This window comes from Demequina aurantiaca (genome assembly GCF_050598105.1).
GTDB lineage: Bacteria > Actinomycetota > Actinomycetes > Actinomycetales > Demequinaceae > Demequina > Demequina aurantiaca_A.
Genome location: NZ_CP192436.1, coordinates 1,550,612 through 1,565,471, shown reverse-complemented (window position 1 = coordinate 1,565,471; position 14,860 = coordinate 1,550,612). Strand labels below are relative to the sequence as shown.

The 14,860-nt window shown below is 65.9% G+C and carries 14 protein-coding genes; 9 read left to right on the top strand and 5 right to left on the bottom strand.

Going from position 1 to position 14,860, the window contains the following annotated elements; all coding sequences use genetic code 11:
- The first annotated feature begins 153 nt into the window (after positions 1-153).
- The 6 genes from gap (at position 154) to ACQU6B_RS06975 (ending at position 4,736) form a co-directional block, all read left to right on the top strand.
- Entirely contained in the window at positions 154-1,158 is a 1,005-nt protein-coding gene (gene gap, locus ACQU6B_RS07000; RefSeq protein WP_430866828.1) for a type I glyceraldehyde-3-phosphate dehydrogenase, read from the top strand.
- A gap of 202 nt (positions 1,159-1,360) precedes the next feature.
- Positions 1,361-2,551: a phosphoglycerate kinase gene (locus ACQU6B_RS06995; RefSeq protein ID WP_430866827.1), complete on the top strand. Its 1,191-nt coding sequence runs from the start codon at positions 1,361-1,363 to the stop codon at positions 2,549-2,551.
- 4 nt (positions 2,552-2,555) lie between these two features.
- Positions 2,556-3,347 carry a triose-phosphate isomerase gene (tpiA, locus tag ACQU6B_RS06990; RefSeq protein WP_430866826.1) on the top strand — a complete coding sequence of 264 codons (792 nt, stop codon included), beginning with the start codon at positions 2,556-2,558 and terminating at the stop codon, positions 3,345-3,347.
- Between the two features lie 63 nt (positions 3,348-3,410).
- Entirely contained in the window at positions 3,411-3,656 is a 246-nt protein-coding gene (gene secG, locus ACQU6B_RS06985) for a preprotein translocase subunit SecG (RefSeq protein WP_430866825.1), read from the top strand.
- Between the two features lie 12 nt (positions 3,657-3,668).
- Complete coding sequence (locus tag ACQU6B_RS06980) at positions 3,669-4,013, top strand: RNA polymerase-binding protein RbpA (protein WP_430866824.1); 345 nt, start codon at positions 3,669-3,671, stop codon at positions 4,011-4,013.
- A 498-nt stretch (positions 4,014-4,511) separates the two neighbouring features.
- The gene (locus ACQU6B_RS06975; protein ID WP_430866823.1) at positions 4,512-4,736 is read left to right on the top strand and encodes a SelT/SelW/SelH family protein; all 225 of its coding nucleotides are present in this window, start codon (positions 4,512-4,514) and stop codon (positions 4,734-4,736) included.
- Positions 4,737-4,932: 196 nt separating this feature from the next.
- Here the strand turns inward: ACQU6B_RS06975 and pgl are convergent, their stop codons facing one another.
- Genes pgl through tkt form a run of 5 tightly spaced genes read right to left on the bottom strand, consistent with a single transcriptional unit; the run spans position 4,933 to position 11,770 of the window.
- Positions 4,933-5,649, bottom strand: a complete 717-nt coding sequence (gene pgl, locus ACQU6B_RS06970; protein ID WP_430866822.1) for a 6-phosphogluconolactonase — start codon at positions 5,647-5,649, stop codon at positions 4,933-4,935.
- Positions 5,646-6,554, bottom strand: a complete 909-nt coding sequence (locus ACQU6B_RS06965) for a glucose-6-phosphate dehydrogenase assembly protein OpcA (protein ID WP_430866821.1) — start codon at positions 6,552-6,554, stop codon at positions 5,646-5,648. The genes pgl and ACQU6B_RS06965 overlap by 4 nt, the downstream gene beginning before the upstream one ends.
- The gene (zwf, locus tag ACQU6B_RS06960) at positions 6,551-8,068 is read right to left on the bottom strand and encodes a glucose-6-phosphate dehydrogenase (RefSeq protein WP_430866820.1); all 1,518 of its coding nucleotides are present in this window, start codon (positions 8,066-8,068) and stop codon (positions 6,551-6,553) included. Before zwf ends, ACQU6B_RS06965 begins: the two co-directional genes overlap by 4 nt.
- A 4-nt stretch (positions 8,069-8,072) precedes the next feature.
- Complete coding sequence (locus ACQU6B_RS06955) at positions 8,073-9,701, bottom strand: glucose-6-phosphate isomerase (protein WP_430866819.1); 1,629 nt, start codon at positions 9,699-9,701, stop codon at positions 8,073-8,075.
- A complete protein-coding gene (tkt, locus tag ACQU6B_RS06950; RefSeq protein WP_430866818.1) occupies positions 9,698-11,770 on the bottom strand; it encodes a transketolase in 2,073 nt (690 codons plus the stop codon). The genes ACQU6B_RS06955 and tkt overlap by 4 nt, the downstream gene beginning before the upstream one ends.
- Positions 11,771-11,868: 98 nt before the next feature.
- On the opposite strand from tkt, the gene ACQU6B_RS06945 reads away from it, so the two are divergent.
- The 3 genes from ACQU6B_RS06945 to ACQU6B_RS06935 all read left to right on the top strand — a co-directional run bounded on the left by ACQU6B_RS06945 (position 11,869) and on the right by ACQU6B_RS06935 (position 14,859).
- Complete coding sequence (locus ACQU6B_RS06945; protein WP_430866817.1) at positions 11,869-12,834, top strand: heme o synthase; 966 nt, start codon at positions 11,869-11,871, stop codon at positions 12,832-12,834.
- 90 nt (positions 12,835-12,924) lie between these two features.
- Positions 12,925-13,842: a site-specific tyrosine recombinase XerD gene (locus tag ACQU6B_RS06940; RefSeq protein ID WP_430866816.1), complete on the top strand. Its 918-nt coding sequence runs from the start codon at positions 12,925-12,927 to the stop codon at positions 13,840-13,842.
- Between the two features lie 201 nt (positions 13,843-14,043).
- On the top strand, positions 14,044-14,859 hold the full coding sequence (locus ACQU6B_RS06935; protein ID WP_430866815.1) for a ParA family protein: 816 nt from the start codon (positions 14,044-14,046) through the stop codon (positions 14,857-14,859).
- Position 14,860 lies beyond the last annotated feature (1 nt).

The following is a 14,860-nucleotide window of genomic DNA, read 5'->3' as shown; positions in this document are numbered from 1 at the left end:
CGCTGAGATAGGACCTTGGTCGCGTGCATCCTTAGGCTTGACCGTAGTAAGGTAATGGAAGTGGCCAGATAGTACTCAGGCCCCGCGCACGTAGAGGTGTGCAAGCATCCACCACCAACCGCGCCGGCTACCGGCGCGAGCCGAGGAGAAAAAATGACTATTAAGGTCGGCATTAACGGCTTTGGCCGTATTGGACGTAACTACTTCCGCGCAATTCTCGCTTCGGGTGCAGACGTCGAGGTGGTCGGCATCAACGACCTCACCGACAACGCGACCCTCGCGCACCTCCTCAAGTACGACTCGATCCTTGGCCGCATCGGCCTCGAGGTGACGCACACCGAGGACACCATCACCGTTGGCGGCAAGACGTTCGCGGCTTCCGCAGAGCGCGACCCGTCGAACCTCAAGTGGGCTGAACTGGGCGCAGACGTCGTCATCGAGTCCACCGGTTTCTTCACCGATGCAACCAAGGCGAAGGCTCACATCGAAGCCGGCGCCAAGAAGGTCATCATCTCCGCTCCGGCGAAGAACGAGGACGCTACGTTCGTCATGGGTGTTAACCACGAGGACTACGACCCCGCGAACCACCACATCATCTCCAACGCCTCGTGCACCACGAACTGCCTCGCGCCCATGGCCAAGGCACTCAACGATGGCATCGGCATCGAGCGTGGCCTCATGACCACGATCCACGCTTATACCGCTGACCAGAACCTGCAGGACGCGCCTCACAGCGACCTGCGCCGTGCACGCGCAGCTGCGCTCAACATTGTCCCCACCTCCACCGGTGCGGCCAAGGCTGTAGCACTGGTTCTTCCCGAGCTCGCTGGCAAGCTCGACGGCTTCGCGCTTCGCGTGCCTGTCGCCACCGGCTCGGCAACGGACCTCACCTTCACCGCATCGCGCGAGACCTCGGTTGAGGAAATCAACGCGATCGTCAAGAAGGCCGCTGAGGGTGCCATGAAGGGCTTCCTGGTCTACACCGAGGACCCCATCGTCTCCAAGGACATCGAGACTGACCCCGCATCGTCGATCTTCGACTCGGGACTCACCAAGGTAATTGGTGACCAGGTCAAGGTTGTCTCTTGGTACGACAACGAGTGGGGCTACTCGAACCGCCTCGTAGACCTCACGGTTTACGTCGGCGAGCGCATCTAACTCCCGTGAATGTAGCAACGTCCGTGCACGCATTGCGTGTGCGGACGTTGCTACGTCAGGGCGGTGAGAGTACGGCGCGGTCGATAGACGTGGTTTACGACGTCTGCGCGCGCGAGAACTTCCACCAGCCCGCCAACGCGCCCGCGCGGCACCTCCGCTCAGGCGAGAACCAGAACTATTTTTCGAACAATAAGGACTTCTCATGAAGACGATCGAATCGCTCGGTGACCTCACCGGCAAGCGCGTGCTGGTGCGCTCAGACCTGAACGTGCCGCTCGACGGCACCACCATCACCGACGACGGCCGCGTACGCGCCTCCGTCCCCACCATCAAGCGCCTGCTTGACTCCGGTGCCGCAGTCATCGTGATGGCGCACCTCGGTCGTCCCGGCGGAACCCCCGACGAGAAGTACTCCCTCGCACCCGCGGCAGCACGCCTCTCGGAGCTGCTCGAGCAGCCCGTCACGCTCGCCGACGACCTCGTGGGGGAATCCGCCAAGGCAGTCGTCGCCGCGGCCAAGTCCGGCGACGTCGTCATGCTCGAGAACGTGCGCTTCGACGCACGCGAGACCTCCAAGGTCGACTCCGAGCGCGAGGAGCTCGCTGGCGAGCTCGCCGCGTTCGCCGACGCATTCGTATCCGACGGCTTCGGGGTAGTTCACCGCAAGCAGGCCTCGGTGTACGACATCGCCAAGATCCTTCCCGCCGCAGCCGGCACGCTCGTGCAGAACGAGGTCGAGTCGCTCAGCCGCGCGGTCAACGAGCCCGCACGCCCCTACGTCGTCGTCCTCGGCGGCTCCAAGGTGTCCGACAAGCTCGGCGTCATCGCCAACCTTTTGGGCAAGGCCGACCGCATCCTCATCGGCGGCGGAATGGTGTTCACGTTCCTGGCTGCTAAGGGCCACGGCGTGGGCAACTCGCTCCTTGAGTCCGACCAGATCGACACGGTCAAGGGCTACCTCGCGACCGCCGAAGCAAACGGCGTCGAGATCGTCCTGCCTACCGACATTGAGGCTGCTGCCGCATTCGCTGCGGACGCTGACCACAAGGTAGTCGCCGCGGACGCAATCCCCGACGGCACCATCGGCCTCGACATCGGCCCCGACTCCGCCAAGCTCTTCGCCTCGAAGATCGCCGACGCGAAGACCATCGTCTGGAACGGCCCGATGGGCGTGTTCGAGTTCGAGGCCTTCGCAGAGGGCACCAAGGCCGTCGCACAGGCAATGATCGACGCCGATGGCTTCTCCGTCGTGGGCGGCGGTGACTCCGCGGCTGCGGTTCGCCGACTCGGCTTCGACGAGGCCGGATTCGGCCACATTTCCACTGGCGGCGGCGCGTCGCTCGAACTGCTCGAAGGCAAGGTCCTCCCGGGCCTTTCCGTACTGGAGGACTAAAACCATGGCACGTACCCCGCTCATCGCAGGTAACTGGAAGCTCAACCTCGACCACCTCGAGGCCACACACACGGTGCAGAAGCTGGCTTGGCTGCTGCGCGACGCACACCACGACTTCAACGACGTTGAGGTAGCGGTGCTGCCGTCCTTCACGTCGCTGCGCTCGGTGCAGACGCTGGTCGACGCTGACAAGCTCGAGATCAAGTACGGCGCACAGGACATCTCCGCGAACGTCTCCGGTGCCTACACCGGTGAGGTCGCTGGTTCGCAGCTCGCAAAGCTCGGCTGCGACTACGTCGCGGTTGGTCACTCCGAGCGTCGCGAGCACCACAACGAGTCCAACGAGCTGCTCGCAGCCAAGGTGGGCGCCGCATTCGATAACGGCATCGTGCCCATCGTGTGCGTAGGCGAGGGTCTCGACGTGCGTAAGGAAGGCAAGCAGGTCGAGCACACGCTCGCCCAGATCGACGGAGCGCTTGCCGGACTCGACGCCGAGCGCGCCAAGCAGGTTGTCATCGCTTACGAGCCCGTCTGGGCAATCGGAACCGGCGAAGTCGCCACGCCAGAAGACGCGCAGGAAGTCTGTGGCGCTATTCGCGCTCGCCTGACTGAGCTCTACGATGCGGAACTCGCCAACGGCGTTCGCGTGCTCTATGGCGGTTCGGTTAAGTCGTCGAACATCGCGTCGATCATGGACAAGCCCGACGTTGACGGTGCACTCGTGGGTGGCGCAAGCCTGGACCCCGAGGAATTTGCTAAGATTGCTCGATTCCGCGCACACCAGGTCGGTCTCTAACGACTCCGCGGCGCCTCTGGCGTCGCGTACCCTGGTAAACGATTATCGAACTCAAGGAGAATTGTGGACATCCTGAACGCCATCCTGTGGGTGTTGCTCGCGGTCACTGGCCTGATGCTCATCGCACTCGTACTAGTCCACCGCGGTCGCGGCGGCGGTATCACCGACATGTTCGGTGGCGGACTCTCGTCCGGTGTACAGTCATCGGCGCTGGGCGAGCGTAACCTCACTCGAATTACCTGGGGTCTCGCCATTACCTGGTTCGTCGTGATCGTGCTGTTGGGTCTGATCACTCGTTTCAACGTCTAGGGGGGGCTAACGATGGCTGGTGGAAGCGCAATTAAGGGCTCGCGTGTTGGAGCCGGACCAATGGGTGAGGACGAACGCGGCGAGTCCGCGCCTCGCCAGACCGTCACGTACTACTGTGCGCGCGGTCACGTGAACTCTCCGAGCTTCGCCATCGGCGAGTCGCTCGAGATTCCCGTCGAATGGGACTGCCCGAAGTGCGGCCTTCCCGGTGGGCTCGATGCGGCTAACCCGCCCGAGCCGATTCGTAACGAGCCATTCAAGACCCACCTTGCTTACGTCAAGGAACGTCGGACCGAGTCGGAGGGTGAGGCGCTTCTTGACGAGGCCCTAGACGCCCTTCGCGTTCGCCGAGGTTAATTAGCAGCTGCTTCACCGGCGCGACCTAGTCGACGCCGTCTCGCGGAGCCGGTCCGTAAGGCATCGGTTCGGTTGCAAGACATTGGGCATCGTAGCCCGGTCGCATGTCGGTTGTTCCTAGGACAACCAAGCGACGATGCCGCCCGCGGCGTCACACGCTTCGCCCAGTTGGGTGGAGGTGGGCGCCGGCAGGGCGGCTTCGTTGTTTCCGGAGGAGTCTCAGGGCGCTGACCACCCGCGGCCGTCACGGTGCACTGTGCTCCGGCGTCCCGGACACCTCATCTCGTCCCGCGCACCGCGCACCGCACACCGCGCACCACGCACCGCACACCGCACACCGCGCACCGCACACCGCGCACCACACTCCGTACATGACGTGCGCTGCGCCGTAGGCCGACGAGTATCCTCCGCAGGCGCCCAAGGACGGAATCTTTCCGCCGCCCGAGTGGTTACCGGGTTAAGACGCCCAACTTATGACCCGAGTAGAAGGAGTTTGTGATGAACATCGAAATCGAGTACTGCGTGCCGTGCGGCTACCTGGACAAGGCCGCTGAGGCGCAGAAGACCATCCTGAGTACCTTCGGGGAGCAGATCGGCACTGTGTCTCTCAAGCCAGGCAACAAGGGCGTTTACGTGTTCCGCGCCGACGGCGACGTGATCTATTCGAAGCCGGACGAGTTCCGCATCGAGGACATCGTGGACACGATCAAGGAACGACTCTAGGAGTCACGCATGCGGATAGCGGGAATCTAGCCGCGACGGTATTCGCCCGACTTTCGCCGCCGGGACACGGAGAATACGCCGCCGGGACACGGAGAATACGCCGCCGGGACACGGAAACGACGCCATCCGATTTGCGTCAAAAAAAGGGACGGACCGCCGCGAGGCAGTCCGTCCCCTTTTTGAACTGTGCGTAAGGCTAGGCGCGAGCCGCCGCGGCGCTGTCGATCAACCACAGCGTCTGCTCGGTGCCAAAGACGACGGCTCCGGGATAGCTCTCGTTGCCCGCGAGGCAGTCGCGAACAGCCTCGGCCTTGCCTTCGCCCGCTGCGACTACCCACACCTGGCGCGCCCGATTGATGGCACCCAGTCCCAGGCTCACTCGCGTGGGCGGGGGCTTGGGGGAGTCGTGGATGGCTAGCACCGTGGCCGCTGCCTGGGTGAAGCCGTGGTGTTGGGGGAACAGCGAAGCGACGTGACCGTCCGGCCCCAGCCCCAGCAGTAGGACGTCCCACTGGGGGTTGCCGTGCTCTGCAATCTCTGCGTGGTACGCGGCTGCCGCAGCCTCGACTGAGGCGAAGCTGTCGCTGTCACCCATGCGGTGAATGTTCTCCTCGGGGATAGGCACGTGGCCAAGGAAGGCCGCCTGTGCCTGACCCTCATTGCGGTCCGGGTCCCCGGCCGCGACAAAGCGCTCGTCGCCCCACCAGATGTGGACCGAGGTCCAGTCGATTGATTCGCGCAAGGGAGACTCCGCCGCCGCCGCGAGAGTCGCGGTACCCACGGTGCCGCCGGTGATGACGATGTGCGCCCGCTCCTCGACGGTGAGGGCATCCGCGATCGCGGTGAGCAGACGAGCGGCCGCGGTCTGAGCCACGGCGTTCGCGTCGGGTAGGACCACTACTCGGCGTTTCATCGGTTCTCCTTGTAGAACTTGACCACGTCGCCGTACACGAGGTCCGCGTCGAGCCTGCGGAGCTCCTCGGCGAGGCAGTCGCCGAGCGTACGCGCGGGAAGCGCGATGACGTGATCGGGTTGGCCCGGCTGGGTGAGCGTGGCATTGTGGCCGTCGGGGCGCGCGATGCCGATCTCGCCCGAGGGGGTCTCGAGCACGATGTGCTGGACCCCGGCAAGCTTGTCGTCGTAGGACAACTCAATCTCGCAACCCAGCGTGAGCTGCAACCAGGCGCCGAGCAGCAGGATCGACGCGCTGTTGGTGTCGCCGTGGATGCGGGCCTTGGTCACGCGCTGGTCGCTGACCTGCTCGAGAGCCGCGGCCAGCAGTGCGCGCCAACGAGTCACTCGCGTCCAGGCCAGGTCGGTGTCGCCGTCGCGGTAGTTGGCGGACAGCTTGCACAGCGTGTCCCCGGGACTGGCCTCGCCCTTGGTGTCCGTGATGCGACGCTGGGCCATCTTGCCCAGCCCGGTGGCGGAGACGTGCGGCGGTACGGCGGCGGGCCACCACGCCACGATGGGGGCGTCGGGCAGCAGCAGGGGGGTAACAAGGGTGTCCGCGTGGTTGATCTGCTCACCGGACGGGCGCAACACGATGACCTCGGAGGCCCCCGCGTCCCCGCCCACGCGGATGTCGGCGTCGAGGCGGTCGTCGTCGCTGTCCTGCGGCGCGATCACGATGATGCGGCAGGGGTGCTCCCGCGAGGCCACGTTCGCCGTGTCGATCGCGAAGTCGGCGTCCGCACCGGTGGCGTCGATCACAAGAGTCATGACGCGTCCGAGGGTGACGACGCCACCCTCTTTGCGCAACTGGACAATCTGACCGTTGATTTCTCCGGTCGTCGTTTTGGGCAGCGTGATAATCATGGGCGCCTCCAGACGCGACCGTCGCGCGCGAGCATCGCATCGGCGCTAGCGGGCCCCCAGGTCCCGGACCTGTACTGGTCCGGCTGTCCCTGGGTTGCCCAGAACGAGGTGATGGGGTCGAGGATCTGCCATGACAGCGCGACCTCTTCATGACGGGGGAACAGTGGCGGGTCGCCCAGCAGGACGTCGAGGATCAACCGCTCGTACGCCTCCGGGGAGGTCTCGGTGAAGGAGTTGCCGTAAGCGAAGTCCATCGTCACGTCGCGCACCTCCATCGCGGTGCCGGGAACCTTGGAGCCAAAGCGGAGGGTCACGCCCTCATCGGGCTGGACGCGGATGACGAGCGCGTTGTTGCCGACGTCGGAGCCCTCGACCTTCTGGAAGTACGGGCTGGGTGCCTTCTTGAAGACCAGCGCAATCTCGGTGACGCGGCGTCCTAGACGCTTGCCCGCGCGCAGGTAGAAGGGCGTTCCAGCCCAGCGACGGTTGGGAATGTCGACACGAATAGCGGCGTAGGTCTCGGTGCCGGAGTCTGCTGCGATGCCGTCCTCGTCGAGGAAGCCGCCCACCTGCTCGCCACCGCGCCAGCCCGCGGAGTACTGACCGCGCGCCGTGTTCTCGCCTAGGTCCGCGGGCAGGGTCGCGGCGCGGAGTACCTTCTCCTTCTCCGTTCGCAGGTCGCTCGCCTCGAATGTGGCGGGCTCCTCCATGGCGGTCAGCGCCATGAGCTGCAGGAGGTGGTTCTGGATGACGTCGCGAGCGGCGCCGATGCCGTCGTAGTAGCCCGCGCGGCCGCCGATGCCGATGTCCTCGGCCATGGTGATCTGCACGTGATCGATGTACTGCGAGTTCCAGATGGGCTCGAACAACTGGTTGGCAAAGCGCAGCGCCAGCAGGTTCTGCACGGTCTCCTTGCCCAGGTAGTGGTCGATGCGGAACACGGAGTCCGCGGGGAAGACCTCGGAGACGATGTCGTTGAGCTCGTTCGCGGACTCTAGGTCGTGGCCGAAAGGCTTCTCGATGACGACTCGGCGCCAGGTGTCCTCCTTGGGGGCGGACAGCCCGGAGTCGCGTAACTGGCGAATGACCTGGGGGAAGGCGGACGGCGGGATGGACAGGTAGAACGCGTGGTTGCCGCCGGTGCCGCGTTCGCGGTCCAGGTCCTCGACCGTCTTGCGGAGCGTGGCGAACGCCTCTGGGTCGTCGAACGTGCCCTGCACAAATCGAATACCCTCGGAGAGCTGCTTCCAGGTCTCCTCGCGGAAGGGCGTACGCGCGTACTGCTTGACGGAGTCGTGAACGACCTGCTGGAAGTCCTCACGCTCCCAATCGCGGCGGGCAAAGCCCGTGAGCGCGAAGGCGGGCGGGAGCAATCCGCGGTTGGCCAGGTCGTACACGGCGGGCATGAGCTTCTTCCGTGCGAGGTCGCCCGTCACGCCAAACATCACCAGGCCGCATGACCCGGCGATGCGTGGAAGTCGGCGGTCCCGTGGGTCGCGGAGAGGATTATTCACTAATTTACCCTTCGAGCAGTGCGGCCACTCGGGCCACGTGCGATGCGTCGGTCAAGTTAAGGCGAAGGACGGGACGACCTAGATCTGAGAGGACTTTGGCGTCGCCCGCGGCCTGCGCGGTAATGAGTTGTGCAAAGGAAAATGGTCGCATGGGAATGTCGAGGTCGCCGGCAAAAGTGCCGGTGATCTGCAGGAACACCCCCTCGGGCGCCCCACCCTTGTGAAGCTGGCCGGTGGAGTGCAGGAACCGCGGGCCCCATCCGAAAGTAGTGGGCCTGCCGGTGCGGGCCGCGATCGCGTGGCGCACTGACGGGAGCGCGGGGTTGCCCTCGCGGTTGAGGTACGCCATCACGGCGATGTAGCCGCGGGGTCCAACCTGAGCCTCGAGAGCGGCGATTGCTCCCTCGACGGTGTCGACGCCGTCGAGCAGTCCCGCGGTTGCCCGGGCCTCGATGCCGTCGTCGACGAGGTCGGGTGCCTCGGGCTCCGGCAGAGCGTCGAGCAGCGCGAGGGACGCAGCCTTCGCGGACTCGACGTCGGGCTGGTTGAACGGGTCGATTCCGAGCACACGCCCGGCGACGGCTATCGCGTACTCCCAGAGCAGGAACTGCCCTCCGAGCGTGCCGCCGGTGACCACTTGGTGGCCCTCCGCATCGGCGCCTGCGGTGAGCGAGACGAGCCGGACGTCGATCACGTCATCGGCGAGTCGCTCCGGTGCGCCAGACTCGGCGACCACGGGCAAGATGCCAAGGCCGTCCTTGCCGGTGGACTCAGCGATGAGCTGCTCGGCCCAGTCGCCAAAGCCGATCAGCCCGGAGCCCTCGTCGGTGATGACCAGTTTGTCGCGGTCGGAGCCGGCAATCGCGGCGCCGAGCACCAGCGCGGGGTTCGCGGCGTGATCCTCGCAGAGCGATTCGGCGACGGCCGCGGCCTCGTCCAGCAGTTCTGCCACCGGCACCCCGGCAAGAGCCGCGGGGACCAGGCCGAAGGCGCTGAGCGCGGAGAACCGTCCGCCTACGTTGGGGTCCGCCAGAAAGACCGCGCGGTACTTTGCCGCGACGGCCGCCTTGTGCAGCGGCGAGTCGGGGTCCGTCACAATGACGATGTGCTGGCGGGGGTCGAGCCCGGCCGCCTCGAATGCCTCCGCGAAGATGCGCAGCAGCGAGTCGGTCTCGAGAGTGCCGCCCGACTTGGACGAGACCACGACGATCGTCTCGTCGAGATCTCCGTCGAGCGCCGCCCGAACCTGGTCGGGGTCGGTGGAGTCGAGGGTGATGAGCGGAACGCCGTACGTCGCGCAGATCACCTCGGGTCCAAGCGAGGACCCGCCCATGCCAGCCAGCACGACGTGGGTCTTGCCCTCGGATCGGGCCTTGTCCACGACCGCGTCGAGCTGCTCAAGCAGCTCGCGTGCCGAGACGTGTAGAGCGGTCCATCCCATACGAGTCGCGGCCCCGGACTCGGCGTCAGGACCCCACAGTGTGGGGTCCTGAGCGCCAATTCCGGAGGCCACACCATCAGCAACCAGCGTCTCAATCAAGCGCGAGACGGCTTCGGCGGCGTCGCCCGATACGGCGACGGCAACGTGTGCCTCGTCGGCGACGCCCACCCAGGTGCTGATGAATTGGCTCAATTTGCAGCCTTGATGCTTTCCCGTGCCTTGTCCGCGACGTTCTCGGCCGTGAAGCCGTACTCCTTGAACAGGAAGTCAGCGTCTGCGGAGGCGCCGAAGTGCTCGAGCGAGACCATGCGGCCTGCGTCGCCGACCAGCTCGCGCCAGCCCATGGCGATTCCGGCCTCTACCGAGACGCGCGCCTTGACTGCGGACGGCAGGACCGACTCGCGGTAGGCGTCCGTCTGCTCGTTGAACCACTCGAGGCAGGGAAGCGACACGACGCGTGCCTTGACGCCTTCCGCCGCAAGCAGGTCGCGGGCTGCGACAGCATGCTGGACCTCGGAGCCGGTGCCGATCAGGATCACGTCGGGCTCGCCGTCGGTGTCGAGCAGCGTGTAGCCACCCTTGAGGACGCCCTCAGCCGAGGTGAACTCGCCGTCGCGGTCAAAGGTGGGGACACCCTGACGCGTGAGCACGATGCCGGCGGGGCCGTCGGTGCGCTCGAGGATTCCACGCCAGGCGTAGGAGGTCTCGTTCGCGTCGGCGGGGCGGACAACCGCTAGGCCCGGGATCGCCCGGAGCGCAGCGAGGTGCTCGACCGGCTGGTGCGTGGGGCCGTCCTCGCCAAGGCCGATGCTGTCGTGCGTCCACACGAAGATGCTCGGAGCCTTCATGAGGGCACCTAGACGGACTGCGCCGCGCATGTAGTCGGAGAACTGCATGAACGTTCCGCCGTAGGCGCGGGTAGGTCCGTGCTGCACGATGCCGTTGAGGATCGCGCCCATGGCGTGCTCGCGGATTCCAAAGTGGAGCGTGCGGCCGTAGGGGTTACCAGCGAAGGCTTCGGTTGAGCGCTCGACCGGCAGGAAGGACGGCTCGCCCTTCATGGTGGTGTTGTTGGAGCCGGCGAGGTCGGCGGAGCCGCCCCACAGTTCCGGCAGCACCGGTGCGAGCGCGTTGAGGACCGATCCGGAGGCGGCGCGAGTCGCGACGCCCTTGCCTGCCTCGAACACGGGGAGTGCGTCGGTCCAGCCCTCGGGGAGCTCGTGTGCCTGGGTGCGGGCGAGGAGTGCCGCGCGCTCGGGGTTCTCGGCCTGCCACAGTGCGAAGGCGCTGTTCCACTCGGAGTGAAGTTCCTGGCCGCGCTTCTTCACGTCGTGCATGTGCGTGAGGATCTCGGGCTCGACGTCAAAGTTCTTCTCGGGGTCAAAGCCGAGCAGGTTCTTGAGTCCAGCAACTTCCTCGGTGCCCAGCTTCGAGCCGTGGATTCCGCCGGTGCCCTGCTTGGTGGGCGACGGCCAGCCGATGATGGTGCTGAGGCGGATGAACGACGGCTTGCCGGTCTCTGCCTTGGAAGCCTCGATGGCGGCATAGAGCGCCTCGATGTCTTCCTTGTACTCGCCGCCAGCCTTCCAGTCGACGTGGTGCGTGTCCCAGCCGTAGGCCGCGTAGCGCGCAAGCGTGTCCTCGGTGAACGCGATGTCGGTGTTGTCCTCGATCGAGATGTTGTTGTCATCCCAGATGACGATCAGGTTGCCCAGTTCCTGGGTGCCGGCGAGCGAGGAGGCCTCAGAGGTGATGCCCTCCTCCATGTCGCCGTCTGACGCGATGACGAAGATGTGGTGGTCGAACGGCGACTCGCCGGGAGCTGCCTCGGGGTCGAATAGTCCGCGCTCACGGCGGGCGGCCATTGCCATGCCTACCGCGGTAGCGAGGCCCTGGCCGAGCGGGCCGGTGGTGGTCTCGACGCCGTCCGTGTGGCCGACTTCGGGGTGGCCGGGGGTGCGTGAACCCGCGACGCGGAGCGACTTGAGGTCGTCCATGTTGAGGTCGTAGCCGGACGCGAAGAGCTGCAGGTACAGGGTGATCGACGAGTGGCCACAGGACAGCACGAAGCGGTCGCGGCCAATCCACTTGGAGTCCGAGGGGTCGTGCTTCATCACGTTCTGGAAGAGCAAGTACGCGGCAGGTGAAATTGAAATCGCGGTACCGGGGTGGCCACTGCCAACCTTTTCTACGGCATCGGCGGCGAGCACGCGGAGCGTGTCAACGGCGCGGCGATCCTGGTCTGTCCAGTTGATGGTCACAGATATCTCCAAGGTGTTTTGACGGGTCTTTTTGCCGTTCCTACCCTAGTGGGAGACGCGAGGCACGGCGAACTGATTACCGACGGTAAGATTGCGTAATGCCCACCGCTTCAACTGACATCGCTGGCGCACCCACTTCGAGTGCCTCCGGCTGGCGCCGGGCTACCCGTCGGGTGGGTCCCTACGTGGCGCTGACCAAGCCACGCATCATCGAGCTGCTGCTCGTGACGACGCTGCCCACGATGGTGCTGGCCGCACAGGGCTGGCCTGGAACATGGCTGATGATCGCGACGCTGATCGGTGGCTCGCTGTCCGCCGGCAGCGCCAATACCTTCAACATGTACATCGACCGCGACATCGACGCGATCATGAAGCGCACGCAGAAGCGCCCGCTCGTGACGGGCTCCGTGACGCCTCGTGCCGCGCTGATCTTTGCCTGGGTCCTCGCCGTGCTGTCGACGGCCTGGTTCTGGTTCGTCGTTGACTCGCCGCTGGCCGCGCTGCTGTCAGTCATCGCGATCTTCGCCTACGCCGTGATCTACACAATGGTCCTCAAGCGCCGCACGTCGCAGAACATTGTCTGGGGCGGCGCCGCCGGTTGCATGCCGGTACTCATCGGCTGGGCCGCGGTGACGGAGTCGCTGTCGTGGACCCCCGTGGTGCTGTTCATGATCATCTTCCTGTGGACCCCGCCGCACTACTGGCCGCTGTCCATGAAGTTCAAGAAGGAGTACGCGGCCGCAGAGGTGCCGATGCTGCCCGTGGTCGCTTCCTCGCGCCACGTGGCCGTGGAGATGGTCGCATACGCGGTGGCCATGGTCCTCGCGACCATCGTCCTGATCCCGCTCGCCTCGATGACCTGGGTGTACGCGATCGTGGCCGTGGCCGCAGGCATCTGGTTCACCGGCGGCTGCGTGCGCCTGTACCGGCGCTCGGCGGCCGGTCAAGAGAAGCTCCACGAGATGCGCCTTTTCCGCGACTCGATCATGTACCTGACGGTCGTGTTTGCGGCAATCTTCGTTGACCCGTTCCTTCCCGACGCGTGGACCGTCTGGCCCTTCTAGTGCACAGCGGCATCTCGACGAGCGGTGCCGACTCGAACACGCCCAGGTACGTCGGCACGCGGTGTCGCATGCGTTGGTGCAATCGGCCCGATGCTTAGCGCCGAGCGCGACGCCTACCTGGCTCACGTCACGGTTGAGCGGGGCCTGAGCGTCAACACGGTTGCGGCGTATCGCCGCGATCTCAGCCGCTACTGCGCGTTCCTCGAGAGCCGCGGCATCGATTCGCTGGTGGACGTGCGCAGGCCGGAAGTGGCCGCCTTTGCGGAGGCCGTGGGAACGGGGGAGGACGGGGGCGCTGCGCTCTCCCCGGCATCGGCCAGCCGCACGATCGTGGCGGTGCGGGGACTGCATCGATTCGCGCTGATGGAGCAGTGGGTCGTCTCCGACGTGTCGGTTGAGGTCAAGCCGCGCGCGATTCCCAAGCGGCTGCCCAAGGCGATCTCTACCAGCCAGGTCGCCGCCATCCTGGACGTGGCTGCCAGCGGCGATGGCGTGGCTCCGCTGCGCGACGCCGCGCTGCTCGAGCTGGTCTACGCGACGGGTGCGCGCATCTCCGAGGCGGTGGGGCTGGACGTCGACGACCTGGTCCTGGAGCCCGGCGCCGAGTCGGTGCTGCTGCGAGGCAAGGGGCGCAAGGAGCGCGTGGTGCCGGTAGGTAGCTTCGCGGCGCGCCGCGTTGAGGCCTACCTGGTGCGGGGGAGGGCGACCTTCGCTTCCAAGGGCGCGGGCACGTCCGCGGTCTTCCTGAATACCCGCGGGTCCAGGCTGTCGCGCCAGAGCGCGTGGGCGATCCTCAAGGACGCGGCGGAACGCGCGGGCGTGGACGATGTCTCGCCCCACACGTTGCGGCACTCGTTCGCCACTCACCTGCTGACCGGCGGCGCCGATGTGCGGGTGGTTCAGGAGCTCCTGGGGCACGCGTCGGTGACGACCACCCAGATCTACACGATGGTGACGCAGGACACGCTGCGCGAGGTCTACGCGGCATCTCACCCGCGCGCCCGGTGACGTAGCGAGGCAAGTTTTTCGCGCACGACGCGGTCGCTTACCCGCGCGCCCGGTGACGTAGCGAGGCAAGTTTTCCGCGCACGACGCGGTCGTTCACCCGCGCGCCCGGTGACCATGCGACGCAACTTATCGACGCGCTACGCGGTCGCTTACCCGCGCGCCCGGTGAGCGACCGCGACGCTAAACGGTAATGTGACCTATGTGACTGATTTCCCCGTACCCCCGCCGCTTTCAAGCCACGGCCCCGCACGCATTGTGGCCCTCTGTAACCAAAAGGGTGGGGTCGGGAAGACGACTACCTCGATCAACCTCGCCGCAGCTCTCGCTGAGTACGGGCGCAAGGTGTTGCTGATCGACTTTGACCCGCAGGGTGCGGCCTCCGCCGGCATCGGCGTGAACTCGCACGACCTCGACACCACGGTTTACGACCTCCTGATGCGCAGCGACGTCCCCACCCGCGACGTCATCATGAAGACGGAGTTCGAGAACCTCGACCTGCTGCCCGCGAACATCGACCTCAGCGCCGCCGAGGTGCAGCTGGTCAGCGAGGTGGCTCGCGAGAGTGCGCTGGCACGCGCGCTGCGCAGCGTCGAGGACGAGTACGACGTGATCCTGATCGACTGCCAGCCCTCGCTGGGGCTGCTGACCGTGAACGCGCTGGTCGCGGCTCACGGCGTGCTGATCCCGCTCGCGAGCGAGTACTTCGCCATGCGCGGCGTCGCGCTGCTCGTCGACACGGTGACCAAGGTGCAGGACCGGCTCAACCCGCGTCTGACCATGGACGCGATTGTGCCCACCATGTACGACCCGCGCACCCTGCACTCGCAGGAGGTCGTGGAGCGCGTCCGCCAGGCCTTCGGCGACAAGGTGACCGAGACCATGATTCACCGCACCGTGAAGTTTCCCGATGCATCGGTCGCGTCAGAGCCCATCACGACCTTCGCACCCAACCACGCCGGCGCCACGGCCTACCGTCAGCTCGCGCGTGAACTCATAGCGCGCGGAGTCGCTGCTTAGC